This is a genomic window from Aeromicrobium sp. 9AM, assembly GCF_902506105.1.
Classification (GTDB): domain Bacteria; phylum Actinomycetota; class Actinomycetes; order Propionibacteriales; family Nocardioidaceae; genus Aeromicrobium.
Genome location: NZ_LR733304.1, coordinates 2,143,223 through 2,164,916 on the forward strand (window position 1 = coordinate 2,143,223; position 21,694 = coordinate 2,164,916).

Annotated in this window: 23 protein-coding genes; 11 read left to right on the plus strand and 12 right to left on the minus strand. The window is 65.8% G+C overall.

Features of this window, described 5'->3' with window-relative positions:
* Window positions 1-21 precede the first annotated feature (21 nt).
* Complete coding sequence (locus tag BOSE46_RS17045; protein WP_201299661.1) at window positions 22-513, plus strand: nuclear transport factor 2 family protein; 492 nt, start codon at window positions 22-24, stop codon at window positions 511-513.
* On the opposite strand, the gene BOSE46_RS17050 is transcribed toward BOSE46_RS17045, so the two are convergent.
* On the minus strand, window positions 494-1,345 hold the full coding sequence (locus BOSE46_RS17050; RefSeq protein ID WP_159541372.1) for an LLM class F420-dependent oxidoreductase: 852 nt from the start codon (window positions 1,343-1,345) through the stop codon (window positions 494-496). The two genes, BOSE46_RS17045 and BOSE46_RS17050, sit on opposite strands and share 20 nt — an antisense overlap.
* Before the next feature lie 35 nt (window positions 1,346-1,380).
* Between BOSE46_RS17050 and BOSE46_RS17055 the strand changes: the two genes are divergently transcribed.
* Window positions 1,381-2,547: an NADH:flavin oxidoreductase gene (locus BOSE46_RS17055; RefSeq protein ID WP_159541373.1), complete on the plus strand. Its 1,167-nt coding sequence runs from the start codon at window positions 1,381-1,383 to the stop codon at window positions 2,545-2,547.
* Between the two features lie 33 nt (window positions 2,548-2,580).
* Here BOSE46_RS17055 and BOSE46_RS17060 read toward each other — a convergent pair whose 3' ends face one another.
* Together BOSE46_RS17060 and BOSE46_RS17065 are read right to left on the minus strand one after the other, a co-directional pair.
* Complete coding sequence (locus BOSE46_RS17060) at window positions 2,581-3,216, minus strand: hypothetical protein (RefSeq protein ID WP_159541374.1); 636 nt, start codon at window positions 3,214-3,216, stop codon at window positions 2,581-2,583.
* Window positions 3,217-3,224: 8 nt separating this feature from the next.
* Window positions 3,225-4,445 (minus strand): DUF262 domain-containing protein, encoded by a 1,221-nt coding sequence (locus BOSE46_RS17065; RefSeq protein WP_159541375.1) that lies wholly within the window; start codon window positions 4,443-4,445, stop codon window positions 3,225-3,227.
* 156 nt (window positions 4,446-4,601) lie between these two features.
* Here BOSE46_RS17065 and BOSE46_RS17070 point away from each other — a divergent pair, with 156 nt between their 5' ends.
* The 4 genes from BOSE46_RS17070 to BOSE46_RS17085 all read left to right on the plus strand — a co-directional run bounded on the left by BOSE46_RS17070 (window position 4,602) and on the right by BOSE46_RS17085 (window position 7,663).
* The gene (locus BOSE46_RS17070) at window positions 4,602-5,093 is read left to right on the plus strand and encodes a hypothetical protein (RefSeq protein WP_159541376.1); all 492 of its coding nucleotides are present in this window, start codon (window positions 4,602-4,604) and stop codon (window positions 5,091-5,093) included.
* 244 nt (window positions 5,094-5,337) lie between these two features.
* Entirely contained in the window at window positions 5,338-5,826 is a 489-nt protein-coding gene (locus tag BOSE46_RS17075; RefSeq protein WP_159541377.1) for a hypothetical protein, read from the plus strand.
* A 4-nt stretch (window positions 5,827-5,830) separates the two neighbouring features.
* The gene (locus BOSE46_RS17080) at window positions 5,831-6,451 is read left to right on the plus strand and encodes a hypothetical protein (RefSeq protein WP_159541378.1); all 621 of its coding nucleotides are present in this window, start codon (window positions 5,831-5,833) and stop codon (window positions 6,449-6,451) included.
* Between the two features lie 195 nt (window positions 6,452-6,646).
* Window positions 6,647-7,663, plus strand: a complete 1,017-nt coding sequence (locus BOSE46_RS17085; RefSeq protein WP_159541379.1) for a PIN domain-containing protein — start codon at window positions 6,647-6,649, stop codon at window positions 7,661-7,663.
* Here BOSE46_RS17085 and BOSE46_RS17090 read toward each other — a convergent pair.
* Window positions 7,660-8,043: a hypothetical protein gene (locus BOSE46_RS17090; protein WP_159541380.1), complete on the minus strand. Its 384-nt coding sequence runs from the start codon at window positions 8,041-8,043 to the stop codon at window positions 7,660-7,662. The two genes, BOSE46_RS17085 and BOSE46_RS17090, sit on opposite strands and share 4 nt — an antisense overlap.
* Before the next feature lie 351 nt (window positions 8,044-8,394).
* Between BOSE46_RS17090 and BOSE46_RS17095 the strand changes: the two genes are divergently transcribed.
* Both BOSE46_RS17095 and BOSE46_RS17100 read left to right on the plus strand, forming a co-directional pair.
* Entirely contained in the window at window positions 8,395-8,853 is a 459-nt protein-coding gene (locus tag BOSE46_RS17095) for a MerR family transcriptional regulator (protein ID WP_159541381.1), read from the plus strand.
* A 68-nt stretch (window positions 8,854-8,921) separates the two neighbouring features.
* Complete coding sequence (locus tag BOSE46_RS17100) at window positions 8,922-9,962, plus strand: NAD(P)-dependent alcohol dehydrogenase (protein ID WP_159541382.1); 1,041 nt, start codon at window positions 8,922-8,924, stop codon at window positions 9,960-9,962.
* A 65-nt stretch (window positions 9,963-10,027) separates the two neighbouring features.
* On the opposite strand, the gene BOSE46_RS21620 is transcribed toward BOSE46_RS17100, so the two are convergent.
* The 7 genes from BOSE46_RS21620 to hsaA all read right to left on the minus strand — a co-directional run bounded on the left by BOSE46_RS21620 (window position 10,028) and on the right by hsaA (window position 16,958).
* On the minus strand, window positions 10,028-10,675 hold the full coding sequence (locus tag BOSE46_RS21620) for a hypothetical protein (protein WP_159541383.1): 648 nt from the start codon (window positions 10,673-10,675) through the stop codon (window positions 10,028-10,030).
* A gap of 95 nt (window positions 10,676-10,770) precedes the next feature.
* The gene (locus tag BOSE46_RS17110) at window positions 10,771-11,880 is read right to left on the minus strand and encodes a hypothetical protein (RefSeq protein WP_159541384.1); all 1,110 of its coding nucleotides are present in this window, start codon (window positions 11,878-11,880) and stop codon (window positions 10,771-10,773) included.
* A complete protein-coding gene (locus tag BOSE46_RS17115; protein WP_159541385.1) occupies window positions 11,877-13,367 on the minus strand; it encodes an NAD(P)/FAD-dependent oxidoreductase in 1,491 nt (496 codons plus the stop codon). Before BOSE46_RS17115 ends, BOSE46_RS17110 begins: the two co-directional genes overlap by 4 nt.
* Before the next feature lie 8 nt (window positions 13,368-13,375).
* Window positions 13,376-13,996, minus strand: a complete 621-nt coding sequence (locus BOSE46_RS17120; RefSeq protein ID WP_236551783.1) for a flavin reductase family protein — start codon at window positions 13,994-13,996, stop codon at window positions 13,376-13,378.
* A 15-nt stretch (window positions 13,997-14,011) separates the two neighbouring features.
* A complete protein-coding gene (hsaC, locus tag BOSE46_RS17125; RefSeq protein ID WP_159541386.1) occupies window positions 14,012-14,908 on the minus strand; it encodes an iron-dependent extradiol dioxygenase HsaC in 897 nt (298 codons plus the stop codon).
* Window positions 14,905-15,792: a 4,5:9,10-diseco-3-hydroxy-5,9,17-trioxoandrosta-1(10),2-diene-4-oate hydrolase gene (hsaD, locus tag BOSE46_RS17130; RefSeq protein ID WP_159541387.1), complete on the minus strand. Its 888-nt coding sequence runs from the start codon at window positions 15,790-15,792 to the stop codon at window positions 14,905-14,907. The genes hsaC and hsaD overlap by 4 nt, the downstream gene beginning before the upstream one ends.
* A complete protein-coding gene (hsaA, locus tag BOSE46_RS17135) occupies window positions 15,792-16,958 on the minus strand; it encodes a 3-hydroxy-9,10-secoandrosta-1,3,5(10)-triene-9,17-dione monooxygenase oxygenase subunit (RefSeq protein WP_159541388.1) in 1,167 nt (388 codons plus the stop codon). The genes hsaD and hsaA overlap by 1 nt, the downstream gene beginning before the upstream one ends.
* 130 nt (window positions 16,959-17,088) lie before the next feature.
* Between hsaA and BOSE46_RS17140 the strand changes: the two genes are divergently transcribed.
* A complete protein-coding gene (locus BOSE46_RS17140; protein ID WP_159541389.1) occupies window positions 17,089-17,988 on the plus strand; it encodes a DUF1295 domain-containing protein in 900 nt (299 codons plus the stop codon).
* Complete coding sequence (locus BOSE46_RS17145) at window positions 17,985-19,097, plus strand: NAD(P)/FAD-dependent oxidoreductase (protein ID WP_159541390.1); 1,113 nt, start codon at window positions 17,985-17,987, stop codon at window positions 19,095-19,097. Before BOSE46_RS17140 ends, BOSE46_RS17145 begins: the two co-directional genes overlap by 4 nt.
* Before the next feature lie 381 nt (window positions 19,098-19,478).
* Here BOSE46_RS17145 and BOSE46_RS17150 read toward each other — a convergent pair whose 3' ends face one another.
* Window positions 19,479-20,735, minus strand: coding sequence for an HNH endonuclease signature motif containing protein (locus tag BOSE46_RS17150; protein WP_159541391.1), 1,257 nt, complete (start codon window positions 20,733-20,735; stop codon window positions 19,479-19,481).
* Window positions 20,736-20,875: 140 nt separating this feature from the next.
* Between BOSE46_RS17150 and BOSE46_RS17155 the strand changes: the two genes are divergently transcribed.
* Window positions 20,876-21,664: an isocitrate lyase/phosphoenolpyruvate mutase family protein gene (locus BOSE46_RS17155; protein ID WP_159541392.1), complete on the plus strand. Its 789-nt coding sequence runs from the start codon at window positions 20,876-20,878 to the stop codon at window positions 21,662-21,664.
* The last annotated feature ends 30 nt before the right edge of the window (window positions 21,665-21,694 follow it).

The following is a 21,694-nucleotide window of genomic DNA, read 5'->3' on the forward strand; positions in this document are numbered from 1 at the left end:
CAGATGTGGTTGGGTGTCGGTGTGACCGAGAACGAGAACATGTTGCAGTCGGCGTTCGACCGCTACGCCACGCGCGTCGACGAGATCGCCGGGACCCGGGACTGGTCGGCGTTCGCCGACATGTTCACCGAAGACGCGACCTATCGCGAGCACGCGTACGGCGACTTCACCGGCCGCGAGGAGATCCGCGCGTGGGTCGTGAGGACGATGAACGAGTTCCCGGCCACCGAGATGATCGCGTTCCCGGCGGCCTGGTCGGTCGTCGATGCGGCCACCAACCGGGTCATCTGCGACATTCGCAACGTCATGCGCGACCCGGGCGACGGATCGGTCCACGAGGCCTCGAACATCACGATCCTGACGTTCGACGACGACGGCAACCTGATCCGCGAGGAGGACATCTACAACCCGCAGAAGTTCGCCGACATGACCCGCGAGTGGTGCCGGGTGGCGGAGGCGCACGGCACCCTGAGCGACGCCGGCCGGAAGATGCTCAGCGCGCTGGGTGGATGACCCGCGACGCCAGCTTGTCGAGATAGCCCAGCACCTTGTCCTCGTCGGAGTCGGGCACACCCCAGATCAGCTCCGAGGCCCCGGCGGACATCCAGTCGGCGAAGTCCTGCTCGGTCGGCTTCTTCGCGACCAGGATCCGGATGTCGGGCTCGCCCTCGCGACCCGCGTCGGCCCACTCCTTGCGGAGCAGCTCGGCCTTCGCGGCAGTGTCGGTCTCGATGGGGGTCGTCATCCAACCGTCGGCGTTCTGGGCGATCCACTTGATCGTCTTGGGCCCACCACCAGCGCCGATGATGACCGGGATCCGGCCCTGCGGCGGCTTGGGATAGGCCCAGCTCGGACCGAACGACACGAACTGTCCGTCGTACGACGCCTCGTCCTCGGTCCACAGGGCGCGCATCGCCTCGAGGTACTCCTTGAGGACAGTCCGGCGCTTGTTGGCCGGCACGTGGTGGTCCGTGAGCTCGTCGGTGTTCCAGCCGAACCCGGCGCCGATCGTCAGCCGACCCCCGGAGAGGTGGTCGAGGGTCGCCAGCGTCTTGGCCAGGGTGATCGGGTCGGACTCGACGGGCAGGCACACCGCCGTCGACAACCCGATCGTCTCGGTCACCGCGGCGCAGGTCGCCAGGGTCGTCCACGGATCGAGCGTGCGCATGTAGCGGTCATCCGGCAGCTCCTCGCCGCCCGTGGGATGCAGCGCCTCGCGCTTCACCGGGATGTGCGTGTGCTCGGGCACGTAGAACGTGTCGAACCCGCGCTCTTCCGCAGCCTGGGCGAGAGCCGCCGGCTTGATGCCGCGGTCAGAGGTGAAGAGCACGATTCCGTTGCGCATGCCACCAATGTAGAACGTGTTCTACCATGAGCGCCATGGTCAACCGCGTCTTCGAGCCTGCCGATCTCGGTCCCGTACGGCTGCGGAACCGGACCGTGAAGGCCGCGACGTTCGAGGGACGCACTCCCCACGGCCTGGTCACCGACGAGCTGATCGACTATCACCTGGCTCCGGCCCGCGGCGGTGTCGGGCTCACGACCGTCGCCTACCTTGCCGTGTCGCCCGAAGGACGAACGCAGAAGGAGGTCATCGTCGTCAACGCCGAGTCGGCGCCCGGCCTCGCTCGGCTGACCGAGGCGATCCACGAGACCGGCGCGAAGGTCGCGGGCCAGCTCGGGCACGCAGGACCGGTCGCCAACGGCCGGTCGAACGGCGTGCACGCCCTCGCCGCCTCGAGGATGCCGTCACCGCTGAGCATGCAGATGATCCGCTCGGCCACCGCCGCGGACATCGCCCGGATCACCCGGGACTACGTGCGTACGGCGCGGATCATGGTCGACGCCGGCTTCGACGTGCTCGAGATCCACATGGCGCACGGCTATCTGCTCAGCTCGTTCCTCGCGCCGGGGCAGAACCGACGCAAGGACGGATGGGGCGGGTCACTCGACAACCGCGCGACGTTCGCCCGCGACGTGGCACGGGTCGTACGCGAGGAGGTCGGCGACAGAGTCGCGGTCACCGCCAAGATCGGCATGACCGAGGGCTCGTCGCGCGGATTCTCGATGCCGGAGACGGTGGAGTTCGCGCAGATGCTGGAGGCCGACGGCCACCTCGACGCGCTGGAGCTCAGCGCCGGCAGCTCGCTGCTCAATCCGATGTATCTCTTCCGTGGTGACGTCCCGCTCAAGGAGTTCGCTGCCAACATGCCCCTGCCCGTACGCCTGGGGCTGCGGACGCCGATGGGCAAGGCGTTCTTCAAGGCGTACCCCTTCGAGGAGGCCTACCTGCGCGAGAAGGCGCTCGCCTTCCGCGCAGGGCTGTCGATGCCGCTGATCATGCTCGGCGGAATCAACGACCGGGCCACGATGGACCGGGCGATGACCGAGGGCTTCGAGTTCGTCGCGATGGGCCGCGCACTGCTCCGTGAACCCGACCTGGTCAATCGCATGCAGACAGGCGAGACCACCCACGGCCTCTGCATCCACTGCAACCAGTGCATGCCGACGATCTACAGCGGCACCCGCTGCACGGTCCTGGGGTAGGTGCACAAATTGCGATGCACCTACTCGACCCAGTCACAGGTGATCAACGGGGAAGGTCTCCGAGACAGTTCGAAGATCGTCGTCTAGTTGCCGAAGGGGCGTGAGAATCTGCTCAATAGTCGCGACTTCCAGCGCCGGCTCCGTCTGCGACCTGGCACGGTTCACATAGGTGTGCGACGCGGGATTCCGCTTCTCTGCCAACGCGTCGAGCGAGGTTGTCAGGACCTCAGGCACCTGGTTCTCTCGCAGTCCGAGTGGAAAAACGAGAGCGCGAAGATCATCTCCACTGACTCCGTGGCTCCTTCTGACGCTTTTAATGTAGGCCTCGAGCGCCTTGTTCGCCCGACTGGAATAGAGATGCGGGTCGTTCTCGTGGATCAGAAACGGGCCGGCCGATACCCACCGATCGTGCGTGCTGTGCCACAACATCAGCGCCCGGCCCGTGGCAGTTGGCTGGGTCTTGCCAAGCCGTTCACAGCCTGTCGTAGCAATTTCAACGCATCGAGCTTCGACATAGTTCTCAAGCGCAGCGCTCGCAAGCAACCTGTATGCAAGCGCCTTAAGGTGATCGTCGGCGATGTAGTCGCCATAGTCATCCCTGCGAACGATAAAACACTTCTCGAGGTCAGAAAGCCTCTGCTCAAGGCTTACAAATAGTGGCGAGGACATGCGGCCGCTTACGGGCGATTCAGTAGAGTTTCGGCGCGCGGGACTATAGAAAGTTCGTGTCCCAAGATGTCGCCGACGGCTCGACCGTACTTCGATATCCGAAGTCCAGTAGCCACAATTGACTTCGTCGTGGTCACGAGGCTTTCCGCAAAATCCCGGTCCGTCCTGCACAGTTCTTTGAACGCCTCAGAAAGCGCTTCGTGATGCTGCACGAACTCCGCGTCGGTTATGGAGTCATCGCCCAGCACTGCGGTCATCAGGTCGTACACGGCGATGTTGAATCGGCGGATGAACGCCTGATCCTCAAATCTCAAAAAGGAATCTTTCACTCCAAATGCGAGAATCGTGCGGTTGATGGCATGCTCGCATCGCGTAGCTAGCTTCTCGAAATACTGTTGGCCGTCGGTCTTCCATCGCTCTGAGCCCTGAATGCAGGCGTCGTCGAGAAACTTTCGCAGGTTGCCACGATAGTCCTCAATTGATTCGTGGAAAGCGATCGTCCGAAGGAGCATTTCTGCATCTCGCATTCGGAAGTCTTCGCGCTTGATCCGTCGAGCCGCTTGGATTGGGTGACTCTGAGCGGAACGGTCATTGACCCACTTCGTGAACTCGCTCGGATAGAGCGCCTGACGCAGTTCCTGCGGGGAGAGTGACAAACTCCCCTGATTGAGGCGGACGAACACTTGGTACAAGACTGCTGGATTCTTCCAGTTTCGAACAACGATTGTCCGAATCGGCTGGGCCAAAAAATTCTCGGCGTGCTCTTGCGCAGTCAGGGATGCCTGCATGTCTGCGAACGTCATGCCTTCCAACTCCGTTGCAAACTCCATCTTTCGCAGTTTGAACGAGCGAAAGTTGTCGTCGGGCGCTGCGAACTGCTTCATAGTGACAAGTCGCTGCTTGCCGTCCAGAACGATGAATCGTCCTTTGCGCGAGGGATCCTCCGCCAACACGATCTGCGGGACGGGTAATCCGAGAACGAGAGACTCGACATAGAGACTCTTCCGCTCGATAGTCCAGGCATCGCGACGTTGAAACGTCGGAGCGATGTCGAAGGTTGTACCGATTCGTTCGAGTAGCGACTGGACGCTCCAGTCGAGCGTGTACAGCACTAGGTCCGACAACTCGGCGGTTGTCAGACCCTCCTCCTCTGTCAGGTCGTAGTCCGGAGATTCGTCCGGTATCTCTTCGACTTCGAAGTTAGAATCCGTCGCGTCTGTTTCCGTCATGCAATGCAGCGTAGTGCTGCTCGGGATGCTGGAAATTCGGCCGGCGATCTGGCCGCGCAGCCTGAGGTGATTCTGCAACTCGTTTAGGTTCTATGCCGGTTCTGCTCGTGAGTCTTCGAACCACCTGCCCCAAGAGGGCCCAAGTAGGCTCCGGCCGTGACCTTCCTACAGTCAGCAGCCGACACGGCGGAAGCGGCAGCCGGCACATCGGATATCGCAATAGCCCTCGTCGGCCTTGGCGGCGCCATCATCGGAGGACTGGCCACCTTCCTCGGCATCTGGTTTCAAAGCGCCCGTGAGACGCAGCAGGCGCGGCGCGACAGGCTTGCGATGCTAAGCGATAGCGCGATCGAAGCTCGCTGGCAAGTTTGGACCTTGGCCCGCAAGTTAGAGAAAGCCGGTGAGGATGCGGCGTCTGATGCGCTGCGAGACGAACTACACGAACTTGAGATATCGCTGATGAGGGCTGTCACCCAAATGCGACTTCATGCCTCAAAACGAATGTCCGATGCCTACTTCCGAACACTGAACCTCATGCCTCAGGACGATCTGATGCGCTCTTTGAATGTGTTCGCAACCGTGGTCCGTGGTGAGGTTTCTCCGTCATGGCGTGAGCGTAGGAAGATCCGCGCTAAGACGCTGGACTAGGGCCGATGACCGCCCGAGCAACGCTATTTGCAGATGAAATTCGCATTCCCGCGGAGCGAAACCAGTTTACTCGGCTGGCGTTGAACCAACGCGGCCAGACGATCAGGTCCCTGCTGGCCCCGATACTGCTAGTCGGACGCGAACGGTAGGTTGCTGCACCATGAGTCCGGAGGAGCATGCGCGAAAGCTCGCCGCCGAGATCTGCGATCGAGCCAGGAGTTCCGAGCCAGCTATCACGACTCGCATGCAAGAGATCGCCGCCGTGTGCGATGCGACCCTCACTCGCTTGGATTGCAGGGTCAAGAGCGAGGACTCCTTGACCCGAAAATTGATCGGTGATCCAGAGAAGCCGAACATTGCACGCAACTTGCGGCGCATTAATGACGCCATCCGCTACACGTTCGTCGCGCACGCTCAAGACTATTGGGCGGCGCATGACAACATTCTCAGCCAGCTCTCGGAGGACGGATACGTCGTTGTTGCTGACCCTCGAGGATGGAAGCGAACGGGATATCGCGGTATCAATCTGACGGTCCGCGCACCAGACGGACATCAGTTCGAGGTCCAGCTTCACACCGAAGCATCGCTCGCGGTGTCAGAGGCCACTCACAGTCTGTATGAAGAGAAGCGAGTGCTTGAACCCTTCTCGCATGAGTGGACTGAACTGGATGTACGAATTGCAGCGATTTATTCCACCGTCCCACTGCCGCCCGGGGTTCCGTGGCTATCATGAGGCTATGAGGTACTACCAGTATCCGCTCAACGACGGAGGCGTGGAAATCGCCCGTCGAGATTCGGATGCGGGCACGGCTGAATACTTTGACGAGTCTTCACACGAATGGGTTCAGGACACGCAGCTGCTTGTCGACATTGACCAGAGCGGAACCTGGACTCCAGCCTCTGCGCCGTTGGTACAGCGAGTAACTGGCCAGTTCGTTGATCCCGGGGCTAACAAAGCGGAATCTTCGATCGTGAGGAACTTCGCTCCAAAGATCCAAGCGATGATCACCTCCGATGTGCGATCGGCGATCGACGCTAAGTTCAAGACCATCCTTGGTTTTGGCACCTCACCTGTCCACAAAATCCCGGACCAGATCGTGGCGAGACGTGAACGGAAGATTGTCCGTCGGAAGCGGCTTCATCCAACGAAGGAAGTCGTCATCTGGAAGAAGTCGGACTCGCGAGACACCGCCTCCGGGATCGCTGGCGTCGTAAAGGGCGGCAAGTTTGTGAAGGTCGTCGACGAGCACGGGGCCGGCCCCGGCAAGTATCAGCGGACGGGCCCGGCGTACGAGATCGTATCGATCAAGTCGGGATCCAAATCGTCCAAAAAAAAGAAGGACCGCAGCTCCACCTAGTCGACTCCGACGGTCTGAGCGGTGCCCCTGTGGCGTCAAACCCTCGCCAGTCGTCTCGCCTCCTCGTATCCCGAATCGGCGAGTCAGACTTTATGTCGTCACGGTGGACCAACTACTACCGTGTGGGTGCTGCACTCAGCGGTCTGCACTACGCAGAAGTCGTCACCCCCCTCAATCGTGCGGCACCATCGAAGCGTGCGCATCCTTCTTGACACGAATGTCTGGTCACGCCTTGCGGATCATCGAGAGCAGCGCATGTTGCACGAACTGGTTCTGGGGTCCGGGTCAGAGATCGTGGTAAGTCCGGCCACGCTTCTAGAGGTGCTGTCCGGTCGAGCTCGAAAGTCGCGTCAGTCACGAATCAATCTCATGGCTCGTAGCCGCTGGACCCGACTACCTACCGAGGCCTTCATGGAGTCAGCCGAATTGATTCTTGAAGTACAGCGACTTCGACCCGAGTGGGTCAGTTGTCTGAAACCAGGCGATGACTACCGACGATACGAACGATTCTGGGCACTGGACATCTGGGAGCGGGCCCGCCGCGGGGAGAACGAGATTCCAGACCACGCTCGTGCGGGCTCACGAGCGGACTCGAACTCAATCGCAGAAACGCAGCGCCGCATGCAAAGTGCGATGAGAGAAGCCGGCGGGGCTCAGTCTGTGGAGGCACTGGGGCATTTCCTAACAACCGCACGCGCCTTGCCCGATCCAGGTCTCTCAGTCCGCGACGCTGCCGCCCGGGGATGGTTGCCCAACGAGCCGGTTGAGCCTTGGCGTATCGAGACTCTCGGGTTCTTCTGGAGAGCGATCAACCAAGTGAACGGGGACGGGTACGGCGACTCGACCTATATCGATTGGTTGAGACCATTCGTCGATTTGCAGCTACTTCGGGAGAATGAATCTAGCTTCGGGCGCATGCTGCTCTACGAAGTCGACGAGACTCTGATGGTTCGCAATTGGCTGCGTTGGGCAGTGCGTTTCCTGCAGAACTCGGCCCGAATTCAGCTCTCGAATGGAGTAGATGAGCAAATCGCCTCCTACATGCCGGATGCAGACCTCTTCTTCACTGCTGACAAAACGCTGTTCCGAGTTCTTTGCGCAACGACAAGCAGCGCTCCGGCGCAGTGCGCCACTCCTTACCTGATCGATCCGATCGGACATGGACCAATCACGTCGCAAATCCAAGCAGTCATCGACAGTCACGACGTCTAGACTTTGCGGTCAGGTCGATTCCTGCTGTGATTTCCGGGACAAGGAGACATTTTGAGTCCGAACCCCCTCCAGTCGACATGAGCCTTGGCGCGGCCGGCGTGGAGCACGGCCGAGGCGGCGATGGCACAGGCGATTGTGTAGAGGCCGCTGCCGATGGGAGTGCCGTCGCTCGTGAGTCCGTCCTTTGCGTCGAGGAACGCGGGGAACGCGGTCAGCCAGAGCACGGCCATGACCGCCAGATACGCAGCCGGATAGATCCGCGCGAACGGAGTCACCGGCTCCGGCTTCTCGCCACGGCGTAGATGCGTGACGAGGATCCATGCACCGACGACCCAGATCAGTCCCAGCACGATGCCGAGCACCCAGGCCTGGGCCGTCACGTTGGGGGTGTCACCTCCGAAGATGCTCGACGGGATGCCGAACAGGCCGATCGCCGGAGGAGCCAGCGCATCGGCGAATACGATGCGCCGGGTCAGCGACCAGCCGCGGCGCGGCTCGCCACCGACGGGCGTACCGACCAGACGTAGGACCAGCCGTCATCACGCCGAATGAGACCGAGGCGAACAGCGCCATGCTGTTCATCGGCACCAACGCAAACCTTGGGCGTGATGTCGTCGTTGCTCGCGCCGGCGGCCGGCAGGTCGAGAATCTCGCGTGCGGCGAGGCCGGCCAGAGAATGTGACCCAACGAGCCTTTGACTTCAAGTACTTGAAGTTCCTACCGTTGCTGGAGTGAGTCAACAAACCACCCATCGGACCTACACGATCAAGGAAGCAGCCGCGCTGACCGGACTGCCGGCGAGCACGCTGCGCTACTACGAGACGATTGGTGTGATCGCGCCGATCAGCCGCGGGGCGAGCAGCAAGCACCGCGTGTATGCCGAGGACGACCTCGACCAGCTGATGTGGATCGCGTGCCTCGCGGCCACCGGCATGTCGGTCAGCAACATGCGTCGATACATCGCCAACGGTCACCAAGGGCCGGACGCCGCCGCCGGCCAGATCGAGCTGCTGTCGAACCAGGCAGAGAGGCTCGCAGCAGAGGCCGAGCACCTCGCCGTACGGCAGCGGTATGTCGGTCTCAAGATCGACTACTGGCGCGCGGTCGAAGCCGGCGACACCGAGCGCGCCGCGCTCATCAGCGATGAGGCCGGCAAGCTCGCCGACGCCCTCAGGCGCGCAAAGAACTGACCAACCCGGAGCACACCCGCCGATCCGGCGGGCGCCAACCCACGAGTTCCATCACCACAAGGAGATCCATGCAGGTCAACGCCTACGCCGCCCCCGAGGCCGGCGCCCCACTCGCCCTCACCACGATCGACCGGCGAGCCGTCGGAGAGAACGATGTCCTCATCACCATCGAGTACGCCGGCATCTGCCACTCCGACATCCACACCGTTAACGGCGACTGGGGCCCGCAGCCCTTCCCCGTCGTCCCGGGCCACGAGATCGTCGGCACCGTCGCAGAGGTCGGCTCCGGGGTGACCCGCCACCAGGTCGGCGACCGCGTCGGAGTCGGCTGCATGGTCAACGCGTGCCGCGAGTGCGTCAACTGCCTGCGTGGCGAGGAGCAGTACTGCGTCAACGGGATGGTCGGCACGTACGCCGCCACCGATCGCGACGGCACCACGACGCAGGGCGGCTACTCCACCCACGTCGTCGTGGACGCCAACTTCGTGCTCTCGGTCCCCGAAGGGCTCGACCCGGCCGCAGCAGCGCCGCTGCTCTGCGCGGGCATCACGACGTACACCCCGCTCAGGCACTGGAACGCGGGCCCCGGCACCAAGGTCGCCGTCGTCGGCCTCGGCGGACTCGGCCACATGGCGGTCAAGATCGCCCACGCCCTCGGCGCCGAGGTCACGGTGCTCTCGCAGTCGCTGAAGAAGCAGGAGGACGGCCTCCGCCTGGGCGCCGACCACTACTACGCCACCTCCGACCCAGACACGTTCGCCGTCCTGGCCAGTCAGTTCGACCTGATCATCAACACGGTCAGCGCGTCGATCAACGTCGACGCCTACCTCAGCCTGCTCGCCGTCGACGGCACCCTGGTCAATGTCGGCGCTCCCCCGACACCGTTCCGGGTCAACGCGATGTCGCTCATCGGCGGCCGTCGCTCATTCGCCGGCTCGATGATCGGTGGCATCGCCATGACCCAGGAGATGCTCGATTTCTGTGCAGAGCACGGCATCGCGTCCGAGATCGAGGTCATCGCCGCGGACCAGATCAACGCGGCGTACGAACGCGTGCTCGCCTCCGACGTGCGATACCGGTTCGTCATCGACGCCAGCACCCTGAGCTGACGCTCCAGCCCCGGTCGGGCCACGGCTCGACCGGGGCCGGGTCAGTGCCCGCTGGCCGGTGGCGTTCAGAACAGGGCCGACAGCACGGGCTGGCCGCTCTTGCCGAACAGCAGACCGCCGGAGCCACCGGTGCCACCCGCGCCGGTGGAGCCGCCGTTGCCGATCAGGAAGCCGGCCGCGCCGCCCTTGCCCGCGCCGCCCGCTGACCCGCCGTTGCCGGCCAACACCCCGCCGTTGCCGCCCGTACCGCCGGTGCCGCCCGCCCCTCCGCTACCGATGATGCCGGCCGATCCACCGGTGCCGCCCGAGCCGCCGACACCGCCCGACCCGCCGCTGCCGGCCACGACGCCGCCGCTGCCTCCGGTGCCGCCCTGACCAGCCGTGCCGCCCGTGCCGATCAACCCGGCGTTGCCGCCCTTGCCGCCGGCGCCGGCCGATCCGCCGTTGCCGATCAACAGCCCACCATTGCCGCCCGTACCGCCGGCGCCGGCCGAACCGCCGTTGCCGATCAGCAGCCCGCCGTTGCCACCCTGGCCGCCGGTCCCGGCCGGCGCGCCGTTGCCGATCAGGAGGCCGAGGAGACCAGCGACCGGACTCGGCTTCGGCTTGGCGGTGGGTGTGACCACCGGGTCAGCAGGGGCAGGGAGCGACGTCACCCACCCCGCCGCCAGCACCAGGACCAACACGGACAGAACTCTCGCCAGCAGCTTCATAGCCATTCCATTCGTCAACCGGGAGCATCCCCTGCTCCACCTCGCCGAAAATATCCAGTGGCGGACAGGCTGTCAATGGTTGATTGACGGGCTCATCAGCTTCCGGTCGCCCCAACGGGAACACGACGGTTCGCGTTGAGCGCCGCCAGCACCGCCGTCGCGCCGATGAAGCAGGCGATCGTGTAGAGGCCGCTGCCGATCGGGGTGCCGTCGCTGGTGATGCCGTCCTTGGCGTCCAGGAACGCCGGGAGTGCCGACACCCAGAGCACCGCCATGACCGCCAGATATGCGGCCGGGTAGATCTTGGCGAACGGGGTCAGCGGCTCCGGCTCTTCTCGACGGCGTAGGTGCGTGACGAGGATCCATGCCCCGGCAATCCAGATGAGGCCGAGCTCGATGCCCAGCACCCAGGCCTGCGCCGTCACGTTGGGAGTGTCGCCGCCGAAGATGCTCGACGGGATGCCGAACAGGCTCATCGCCGGAGGCGCCAGCACGCCGGCGAGCACGATGCGCCAGGTCAGCGACCAGCCGCGACGGGACTCCGCACCGGTCGTCGCACCGACAAGACGTACGACGAGCCACGTCATCACCCCGAACGAGACCGAGGCGAACAGGACCATGCTGTTCATCGGCACCGACGCGAACATCGGATGGTTGACGTCCTGGTTGGCGTCGTTCCACGCCCACCACTTGAGCTGCGGGCCGAGCTGGTCGAAGACCTCGTAGAACACCTGGCAGACGAACGCGACGGCGATCGAGCCGGCGAGGGCGCCGCGCCGGAAGACTCCAAGCACCCGCACCAGCTCGTACGCCAGCTGGGTCAGGGCGGGATAGATCGCGATGATGTAGAGCGGCAGGCGGTCCCACATGAACTGCACCGTGAAGAGGTTGTGGGCGAAGATGAAGCCGAACTGCTGGTCGAGCCCGAACCACTCGGGGAAGTACAGCGGGGGCTCGGTGACGAAGAGGTAGACCAGCGGCGCGAACCACAGGGCCAGGTTGATCGGGTCGCCGCCGCGGAACCTGCGGACGGCGTGCACGAGGGCAAAGATGGCGCCGACGATGATCAGCAGCTCGAGCACCGGCATCGTCCAGCTGGCCAGGTCGAACGGATTGCGGACCGAGATGACCGGGCTGACGTCGTGGCAGTCGAAGCCCAGCTGCCGGGTGACCTGCTCGGCCGCGTCGTCGCAGGTCGCGCTCACGCGAGAGCGCCTTCGCGAGCATCCGCGCCTGGGGTCCAGTCCTTGCCGGGGGGTGCGAGCTGGGAGTCGAAGCCGTACGGGAAAGTGAGGCGGCCCAGCGCCGACCTGACCTTGAACCGCAGCAGCGCCCACAGCACCCGGGGGTTGCGCATCATCTGGCCGATCGACTCGTCGAGGTTGAAGACGCGCGCGAAGTGCTCGTCGACGACCGGGTACTCGCGCGACGCGCCCGTGATGACGTTGAACATCGGCCAGGTCATCGCAGCCAGGATCCGGCGCTGCCAAGCCGGTACGGTCTCGGTGCCGGTCGCGCACTCGTAGCCACGGTCGCGAGCCATCGCCATGCCCCACGCGACCTTGAGGTTCTTGCGCTGCGCTGCGAGCAGGCCCTTGGCGAACGACTGGTCGAGCGTCGTCGCCGACCGCAGCGCGTCCCGCAGGAGCACGGCCGACATCGCGGCGGCGCTCATGCCCTGGCCGTAGAACGGGTTGAACCCGCAGATCGCGTCGCCGACGAACGCGATGCCTTCGGGCGCCGTGGGCAGCAGGTCGTAGCGCCGCCACTTGTTGCCGGTGGAGCGCGTCAGGTGCACCTCGGACGTCGGCGTCGACGCGGCCATCGCGGCGGCGAACTGCGGGGTCCGCAGGCGCTCGGCCGAGGCGGTGAAGTCCTCGACGGTGCGCGGCATGTCGATGCCCCACGACCCCATGCAGGCGATCGAGCGGTTGCCCTCCATCGGGAAGAAGTTGACCAGAAACTCGTGCTCGGGCGGATGCTCGCCCTTGTCCTGCGTCGGCATGAGCACCATGTGCTGCCACCACCAGGCGTCCGAGCGCTCCGCCGGGCTCGGCAGGTCGTACCAACGCGAGACGTACGTGACCTTGGCGTCGAGGGTCTTGACCGGCGTCTCCGGCCAGCCGGCCGCGACGAGCCAGTCCGATACGGACGAGCCGCGACCAAGGGCGTCGACCACCAGGTCGGCGTCCAGCTGCTCGTCGCCATCAGGCGTGGAGAACCGCACCCCGGTCACCCGGCCGTGGGGCGTGCCGCCGCCCGTCGTGTCGATGCCGGTCACCGACGCCCCCTCGCGAACCGTCGCATTGGGCAGCTGCCGCACCCGGTCTCGCAGCACCCGCTCGATCAGGATCCGCGAGGCGTAGACCATCGACAGTGCGCCCTGCTTGCGCGGCGTCCAGCCGGGTCCTTCGAGGTATGCGGTGTCCATCGACGCCACGAGCGGCATGCCGCCGGCGGCGATGAGGTCCGCCTCGAACCCTGGAAACAGCGCGTCGATCGCACGTCGCCCGGAGTTGAGCAGGAAGTGCGGGTGCTTGCTCTGCGGCACGCCGCGCCGGTGGCGGGCATCCGGTGGCAGCTCGTCACGCTCGAGCACGACGACCTCGTCGACGTACGGCGCCACGGCTCCCGCGGCGCACAGCCCGGCGACGCTGCCGCCCATCACGACGGCTCTACGACCCAGAGTCATGGAGTCTCCTAGTCGGCGGTGCGGTAGCGCCCGCGATGGAACAGCAGCGGGTTCTCGGCGTCGCCGTGCCCGAGGTCCTCGACCCGGCCGATCACGAGGTAGTGGTCGCCGGCCTCGTGGACGTCCTGCACCGTGCAGTCGACCCACCCCACGGTGCCGTCGATCAGGGGCATGCCGTTGCTCGTCGGCTGCCACGTGATGTCGGCGAACTTGTCGTCGGCCAGCGACGCGAACGTGTTGGACACGTCGGCCTGCTCGGCGGCCAGGAAGTTGACGCAGAACCGGCGCGACATGCGAATGGCGGCGAACGCCCGCGAGGTCTTCATCGGCAGGAAGGCGACGAGCGGCGGGTCGAGCGAGACGCTCGTGAACGACTGACAGGTCATCCCGACGGGCACACCGTCGAGCACCGTGGTCACGACCGTGACGCCGCTGGCGTACTGGCCGAGCACGTCGCGGTACGCCCGAGCGGCGGCTTGGGCCGCGTCACCGTCGATCTCGACGATCTCGCCCGGCCGCCACGCGAACATCTCGTGGGTGCCACCGAGATAGGACTCGATCAGCTCACGCGACGGCCAGGTGGTCTGGGCGTCGGAGCTCATGCCCTCAGGCAGGTCTGCGTTGGTCACGGCGCCCACGTCGACCTAGCCCGACTGTCCGAAGGCGTGGCCCCAGTACGACACCGCGGTCGACTCCCGCGCCACCCAGCGCTTGTCGTCGACGGTCAGCCCCTCGCAGCCGAACTCGATGTCGAAGCCGCCCGGCGAGCGTACGTAGAACGACACCATCTCGTCGTTCATGTGGCGGCCGAGGGTCGCCGACAGCGGAGCCTTGTGCTTGCGCACCCGCTCGAGGGCGCGGCCCACGTCGTCGAGCTTCTCGACCTCGAACATGATGTGCACGCAGCGGCTCGGGTTGGGCATCGGCAGGAACGCCAGCGAGTGGTGCCGCGGGTTGACGCCGAGGAAGCGCAGCCAGACCTTGGAGCCGGGCTCCTTGCCGACGAACTCACCCGGCATCGACATCGAGTCGCGCAGCCGGAATCCCAGCACGTCGCGGTAGAACCGGAGAGCCTCGACGTCGTCGTCGACGGGGATCACGACGTGGCCCATACCCTGGTCGCCGGTGACGAACTTCGCGGCGTATGGGGTGACGACCGGGCGCGACTCGTAGGTGATGCCGTGGAACAGCTCGAAGACGTTGGCGAACGGATCGGTGAACCGGATCATCTCCTGGACCCGCCGCTCGGCGAGCTCCTCGGAGCTGCCCTCGACGAAGTCGACGCCGGCCTTGGTCAGGTGCTCGCGGGCGCCCTGCAACGCGTCGTGGTCGGCGAGCTCCCAGCCGACGCACTCCAGCCGATCCTCATCGGACGGGAAGACGATCAGGCGGCTCGAGACCTCGTCGATGCGGAAGTAGAGGTTCTCCTCGGTGGGGCCGCGCCCTTCGGCCAGCCCGAGCACCTTGGAGCCGAAGTGCCGCCACGCGTCGAGGTCGGTGGAGGCGACCCGCGCATAGCCCATCGAACGGATGTCGATCATGAGCGCTTCCTCTCGACGTGACGGGCGAGGTATGCCGTGCAGATCTCGCGGAACTCGTCGGCAGCCTCGATCTGTGCCCAGTGCCCACAGTTGGGGAACACATGCAGCGATGCCCGGGGGATCATCTTGAGCGCCACGAAGGCACCGTCGAGCGGGTTGACCCGGTCCTCGCGACCCCAGGTCAGCAGCGTCGGCCGCTTGATCAGGTGCGCGTCGCGCCAGACCAGGCCGTCCTCGTAGCTGTCGGGGTTCCAGAACGACATGCCCATCGAGCGCATGGCCTCCAGGGCGCCGGGCGCGGTCGCATCGGCGTACCGCTCCTCGACGAGCTCATCGGTGACGAGGTCCTGGTTGACGACCATGCTGGAGATGAACGCCCGCAGCGCCTCCTTGGACGGCGCCGCCGAGAAGTCCATGAGCCGCTTGACGCCCTCGGTCGGGTCGGCGTGGAACAGGCTGAGGTTGAGCCCGCCAGGTCCCATCAGGACGAGTCGCGCGACGCGTTCGGGATAGAGGAGGGCAAACCGAGCCGCCGTACCGCCACCCAGGCTGTTGCCGAGCAGGTGGATGCGGTCGATGCCGAGCTCGTCGAGCAGCAGCTTGACCGCCTCGGCCGCGAACCGGAAGTAGTTGCCCACGACCGGCGGCTTGTCGCTCTGGCCGAAGCCGGGCTGGTCGACCAGCAACGTACGGAAGTTCTCGGCGAAGCCCGGCAGGGCCGAGCCGAAGTTGGACCACGCCGACGCGCCGGGTCCGCCGCCGTGCAGCATGACGAGCGGCAGCCCGCCACCGACAGCGGTGGGCTCGCCGGCCTCGTAGTAGTTGAGGGTCAGGTCGCCGGCCTTGGCGGACCGCCGAGTCGACTCGCGATCAAGGCTCGGCATCAGTACATTCCCGGGTCGACCTTGTGCCCGAACTCCGCCATGCCGAACATCTGCAGCGCGCGCTCGGGATCGTTCGCGGCGTGCACCCGGCCGGCATGCGCGTCGCGCCACGCCCGCTGGAGATAGGTGCCCTGCGCCAGAGCGCGCCCACCGGACGCCTCGAAGAGGTCGTCGATTGCGTCGATCGCCCGCTGGGTGCCGAGCACCTGGTCGCGGCGCACCTTGAGCCGCAGCGAGATCGGGATCTTCTCGCCCTTGGCGACCAGCGCCTGCTCCTCGCGGATGTTGGCCATCGTCAGCGCCCAGGCCGCGTCGATCTCGCTGCCGGCCCGCGCGATGCGCACCGCTGCGAACGGATCGGACGACGCCTTCTCACCGAGATAGGCCGCACGTACGCGCTTCTGCTGCATCTCGACGTGCTCGGCGTACGCACCGCGGGCCATGCCGATGATCGGCGTGCTGATCGTGGTGGTGAACAGGGAGTGGAACGGCAGCTTGTAGAGCTCGCTGGGGTTCTGCTCCTGGCCGGGGCCGAAGCAGCGACCGGTGTCGCCCATCGAGAGGGTGAACTCCTCAGGGATGAAGGTCTCCTCGACCACGATGTCGTTGGAGCCCGTGCCGGACAGCCCGACGACGTTCCAGACGTCGACGACCTCGTACTTGTCGCGCGGCACCATGAAGGTCTTGAAGTCGACGATCTGGCCCTCGGCGTTGGAGACGAGCCCGCCGAGCAGCACCCACGTCGCGTGCGCGGAGCCGGACGAGAAGCTCCAGCGGCCCTGCAGCATGTAGCCGCCGTCAGCGACGACAGCCTTGCCGGTCGGGGCGTACGAGGAGCTCAGCCGGGTCGACGTGTCGTCGCCCCACACGGCCTGCTGCGCGGTGTCGTCGAACAGTGCGACCTGCCAGGGGTGGACGCCGAGGACCGAGGAGATCCAGCCGGTCGAGCCGCAAGCGGAGGCGATCAGGCTGATCGCGGTGTAGAAGTCGACCGGGTCGGCCTCGAGCCCGTCGAAGCGCTTGGGCTGCAGCATGCGGAAGAACCCGGTGTCCTCCAGCTCCTTGACCGACGCGTCAGGAACCTGCCGCAACCTCTCGGTCTCGTCCGCGCGCTCGCGGAACGCCGGAAGTAGGTCACGTACGGCGTCCAGCACGGCCTGGGTCATCACAGCTCCTTGGGAGTTCGATCTGACCCAATACTAGAACACGTTCTAGTGCTACGTCCATTGGAGCGGCCAGGTATCGGGAATCCAAAACCGCTGGCAACTGGAACGTGTTCTAGGTACGGTCTGCGGCATGACCACAGCGCAGGCGAGCCGGACCGAGTCCATGGTGCGGGTCACCGTCGCATACGTCATCGCGTTCGGTGCGGGCGCCGCGTGGTTTGCGTGGGGCCCGGAGACCGAGTGGCTGTGGCTGGACGGGCTGATCGCGGACCTCATCGCGACGGTCGTGATCTTCGGCGCCAGCCGCATGCACCACAACTCGAGCTTCTACGACGCGTACTGGAGTGTCCTCCCGCCACTGCTGATGCTCGCCTGGTGGATCGAATCCGACGCGCCGGCAGATGACACGAGGTCATGGCTCGTCATGGTCGTCATCGTGCTGTGGGCGGTGCGGCTGACCGTCAACTGGATCCAGACGTTCCCGGGCCTGCACCACGAGGACTGGCGCTATCCGATGGTCCGGGAGCGGGCAGGCAAGGCCGAGGCGGTCGCCGACCTGATGGGCATCCACGTCTTCCCGACGCTGCAGGTGTTCCTCGGCATGCTGCCGGCGTACGTCGTGGTCACGCGCACGGGTCGGGACGTCGGATGGCTCGACGTCGTCGCCGTGGTGGTCGGCATCGGCGCCGTCACGATCGAGCTGACCGCCGACATCCAGATGCACCGGTTCATCCGGACGCGCCAGCCAGGACAGGTCATGGACCAGGGGCTGTGGGCGTGGTCCCGGCACCCGAACTACTTCGGCGAGGTCAGCTTCTGGGTCTCGCTGGCGCTGTTCGGCCTCGCCGCGGATCCCGATGCCTGGTGGGTCTTCGCCGGCGCCGCGTGCATGTACGCGATGTTCCAGCTCGCGAGCATCCCGATGATGGAGCAACGCAGTCTTGAGCGCCGGCCGGCGTACGCGGAGGTCGTCTCCCGCGTGCCGCGCTTCGTGCCGCGGCCGCCACGGCGTGGTCGCGCCGACGTATGACCCGACCTCGGGTGGTGATCGCCGGGCTCGGCGACAGCGGCCTGCTCACGGCGATCCACCTCTCGCACCACGCCGACATCATCGGCATCTCGTCGCGACCGGGGCTGGTCAGCGGCAAGGAGCTCGGCACGCGGCTGACCCAGCCCGACGAGTGGGCCCGCGACCACTGGATCTCGTTCGACCGCTACCGGCGTCTCGATAGCGTGCGTACGGTCCACGGCACGCTGACCGGCGTCGACCTCGACGCGCGACACGTCCAGGTGTTGGCCGCCGACGGAACAGCGACCGAGGAGCCGTACGACGTGCTGGTCATCTCGACGGGCGTGACCAACGGGTTCTGGCGGCCGGCCGGGCTGCTGTCTGCCGACGAGGTGGCCGCCTCGTTGGCGGCAGACCACGCGAGGCTGGCGGGCGCCGCTTCGATCGCGGTGATCGGTGGCGGCCCGGCGGCAGTGAGCAGCGCGCTCAACACGGCGACGACCTGGCCGGGCACCCGCGTCGACCTGTACTTCCCTGGCGAGCGACCGCTCCCCCACCACCACCCGCGGGCAGCGCGTACGTTGCTGGGTCGGCTCTCCGAGCTCGGCGTCGGGGTGCACCCGGACCATCGCGCTGTCGTGCCGGACGGGTTCGCGTGCGACCGGATCACCGATGCTCCGGTCGCGTGGACGACGGGCCAGGACCCCGTACGCGCGGATGTCGTGCTGTGGACGATCGGCCGGGTGCAGCCCAACACATCGTGGCTGCCCCATGAGCTGCTCGACGAGCGCGGGTTCGTGACCGTCGACCCGAGTCTCCAGGTGTCGGGGCATCCTGGCGTGTTCGCAGTTGGCGACGTCGCTGCGACTGACCCGCTCCGCACCTCGGCCCGCAACCGGGCCGACAAGCTGCTGGCTCACAACATCCGGGCCGAGCTGAAGGGCAAGCGGCTGCGTGACTATCGCCCGCGCCGAGGCCTGTGGGGATCGGTCGTCGGGGTGCAGCCCAACGGCTTGGAGGTCTTCGCCCCCAACGGCAGGGCGTTCCGCTTCCCGGCCTGGACCATCCGGGGCCTGCTGCAGGGCCTGATCGTCGAACGCGGCATCTACCGCGGAGTGCGCCGCTCCTAGGCAGCGATCACCGTCCCCGCGGAGCGGTGAGCCTAAGTAGTGTCCGACGGATTCCAGCCTAGTTCGGCCGGCGAAGGGTGGGCCGGCGATTGCGACCACCACCTCCGCCCCCCGTCGATCCATGCCTGGCGAAGCTCGAGGTGACGTCCGTGACGCTCGACTTCATCGGGCGGGTCCTCATACCCAATTCGATACCGCACGAAGGGCATATCTCCCACGACGGATGATCTCCCTCAGACCCCCACGGCTCTTCGGTCAGGGCTGGGTATCCGCACACTGGGCAGACGTACCTGGTCATGGACAAGGGTCCCACGCTGGTTGCCCAGCCGTACTGCTTGTCCGCCATCCCTCGGCGTGCCGGTGGGCCGCCGGACGTCAGGGTCAGGCGGCTTGACGGTAGGGGCTTCGTCGTCGTTTGCGCAACGACCGACCCCGAAAGTTGGTGAACTCAAAGCCGTCGACGGCGTCGCCCGTGATGGCCAGTCGCCCGCGGTGGAGCAGATGGTGGCATCTGGTGCAGAGGCCGATGAGGAGGTCCAGGTCGGTGGGTCCGCCCATGGACCAGAAGATCGTGTGATGAATTTCCAGATGTGTGTGGTTGCAGCCGGGTGTGGCGCACACGCCCTTCTGCCGGGCGATCACAGCTCGCCTTTGCAAGATGTTGGGCTGGTACTTGGCGGTGCCGGCGTTGAGGACCTGCGCCTGCCGCTGACCCCCGCGGTCCTCCATGAGGAAGGCGGTGAGCTCGGACACGCACAGGAAGTACATGAGCAGGCTGGGTCCGATGGGTCCGTGGCCGGCGAGTGTGGCCGGCTCGGTCGCAGGCGTGGGGTCGGGGCGTGTGAAGGGTTTCTCGGCGGCGTTCTTTGCCCGCTGGGCGGCGGCTTCGAGGGTGTCGGCGTCGACGAACACCGACAGGTGGGGTTTGACACCTTTGTCAGAGGGCAGCCCGTTGGCCAGGATCGACGACAGCAGGTCGTCGAGTCCTTGGACCCGGCGTTCGGACCCGGGACGGTCGTCGTCCTTGTCCCGGGGTGCTGAGACGGAGTCGAGGACCTTCTTGAGCTTCGCACCAGTCACGGTGTTCAAGAACCCGGTGATGTGGAAGCCCTCAGGTAGGGCGTCGACATTGATGTCTTCCTTGTCCATCCCACGCTCGTAGGCGTCGTCGAGATCCTGGGGGTGCAGGAGACCTTGAAGGTGCTTGATCGATTCGAACAGCTCGGCCGGTTCGTGCTCCAACGCCACAGCGAGAAGGACATCCTCGTGCTGGCGCATCGGGTCCAGACCCACATGCTTGAGGCCGTAGACGAACGCCCGGACGTGCGCGGCGCTGACTTGGCCACTGAACGCGGCTTCAGCCACCAAGGGAAGGTCCCGCAGCACGATCGCGTTGCGGACCAGCGCGTTGGCCGGGCCGGCGTTCATCCGCAGCTCGTTGCGGACCCACGTGTTCAACGTCGACGCGCCGTCCAGCTCGAACTCCTTGGACGCCTCCAGCTCAGCCAGCAACGCAGCCTGAGCGGCGTCGATCGCGTACTGCACAGACTGCAACGCATGCAGCTTCTCCCGCACGTCACCGGTCCGAAGCGTGTGCGCGGCGGTGCGCATCGCGTCGATCGTGACCCCCGGATTCATACACGCATTCTACTCGAACAGGTGTTCGATGACAATAGGTAATTCACTGAAACGGCGGACTAAATCGGATGTCAGACCCTTGTGCAAGAATGACCAGCCGGCCCTGCCTCTCAGGCAACAATCCTGCGAGACTGGCGCTCATGACGAACACCGACCGCGCCGCCGCCTTCCTCGCCCTGCACCGACCCGGCGCGGGCTTCCTCCTGCCGAACGCATGGGACGGTGGATCGGCCCGGATCCTCGAGCAGGTCGGGTTCAGCGCGATCGCCACGACCAGCGCCGGCATTGCGTTCAGCCTCGGCCGCGCCGACGCCCACATGGAAGGCGCCGAGATGCTTGACTGCATCGTCGAGGCCGTCGACTGCCCGGTGACGGCCGACCTGGAGTCCGGCTACGGCCCCAACGCCGAGGACGTCGCCAAGGCCGTCCGCGTCGGCGTCGTCGGATGCAACCTCGAGGACGCGATCCAGCCTGGCGAGCTCATCCCGGTCGAAGCAGGCCGAGAGCGCATCGAAGCGGCGCGCAGCAGTGCGCCCAAGGGCACCTTCGTGCTCAACGCCCGCACCGACACGTACATGGCCAAGCACCCCGACGCGTACGCCGAGACGATCCGGCGAGCCCAGGAGTATGTGGACGCCGGAGCCGACTGCATCTTCGTGCCCGGCGTCAGCGACGCCGACGAGATCGGCCGCCTGACCGCCGAGATCGACGCACCCGTGAACGTGGTCGCCGGACTGGTCGAGCCCGTCCTGGACGCCGCGACCCTGCGCGAGCTCGGCGTCGCCCGCATCAGCATCGGCGGCACCCTGACCCGTGCGGCGCTCACCCTCGTCGAGAACGCCGGCCGGGAGATGCTCGAGCACGGCACGTTCGGCTTCGCCGACGGCGCCATCTCCTACGGCGACTTCCAGCAGCGCTTCAGCAGCTGACGCACTCAAGACGTAGTCAAGGACGGGATG

Coding starts and splice junctions, on each gene's coding strand:
- BOSE46_RS17050 (WP_159541372.1), bottom strand. CDS start 1,345: ATGCGCAACGGAATCGTGCTCTTCACCTCTGACCGCGGCATCAAGCCG.
- BOSE46_RS17075 (WP_159541377.1), top strand. CDS start 5,338: ATGCAAGAGATCGCCGCCGTGTGCGATGCGACCCTCACTCGCTTGGAT.
- BOSE46_RS17115 (WP_159541385.1), bottom strand. CDS start 13,367: ATGACTCTGGGTCGTAGAGCCGTCGTGATGGGCGGCAGCGTCGCCGGG.
- BOSE46_RS17080 (WP_159541378.1), top strand. CDS start 5,831: ATGAGGTACTACCAGTATCCGCTCAACGACGGAGGCGTGGAAATCGCC.
- hsaA (WP_159541388.1), bottom strand. CDS start 16,958: ATGACCCAGGCCGTGCTGGACGCCGTACGTGACCTACTTCCGGCGTTC.
- BOSE46_RS17150 (WP_159541391.1), bottom strand. CDS start 20,735: ATGAATCCGGGGGTCACGATCGACGCGATGCGCACCGCCGCGCACACG.
- BOSE46_RS21620 (WP_159541383.1), bottom strand. CDS start 10,675: ATGAAGCTGCTGGCGAGAGTTCTGTCCGTGTTGGTCCTGGTGCTGGCG.
- BOSE46_RS17145 (WP_159541390.1), top strand. CDS start 17,985: ATGACCCGACCTCGGGTGGTGATCGCCGGGCTCGGCGACAGCGGCCTG.
- BOSE46_RS17065 (WP_159541375.1), bottom strand. CDS start 4,445: ATGACGGAAACAGACGCGACGGATTCTAACTTCGAAGTCGAAGAGATA.
- hsaC (WP_159541386.1), bottom strand. CDS start 14,908: ATGATCGACATCCGTTCGATGGGCTATGCGCGGGTCGCCTCCACCGAC.
- hsaD (WP_159541387.1), bottom strand. CDS start 15,792: ATGCCGAGCCTTGATCGCGAGTCGACTCGGCGGTCCGCCAAGGCCGGC.
- BOSE46_RS17155 (WP_159541392.1), top strand. CDS start 20,876: ATGACGAACACCGACCGCGCCGCCGCCTTCCTCGCCCTGCACCGACCC.
- BOSE46_RS17140 (WP_159541389.1), top strand. CDS start 17,089: ATGACCACAGCGCAGGCGAGCCGGACCGAGTCCATGGTGCGGGTCACC.
- BOSE46_RS17055 (WP_159541373.1), top strand. CDS start 1,381: ATGGTCAACCGCGTCTTCGAGCCTGCCGATCTCGGTCCCGTACGGCTG.
- BOSE46_RS17100 (WP_159541382.1), top strand. CDS start 8,922: ATGCAGGTCAACGCCTACGCCGCCCCCGAGGCCGGCGCCCCACTCGCC.
- BOSE46_RS17060 (WP_159541374.1), bottom strand. CDS start 3,216: ATGTCCTCGCCACTATTTGTAAGCCTTGAGCAGAGGCTTTCTGACCTC.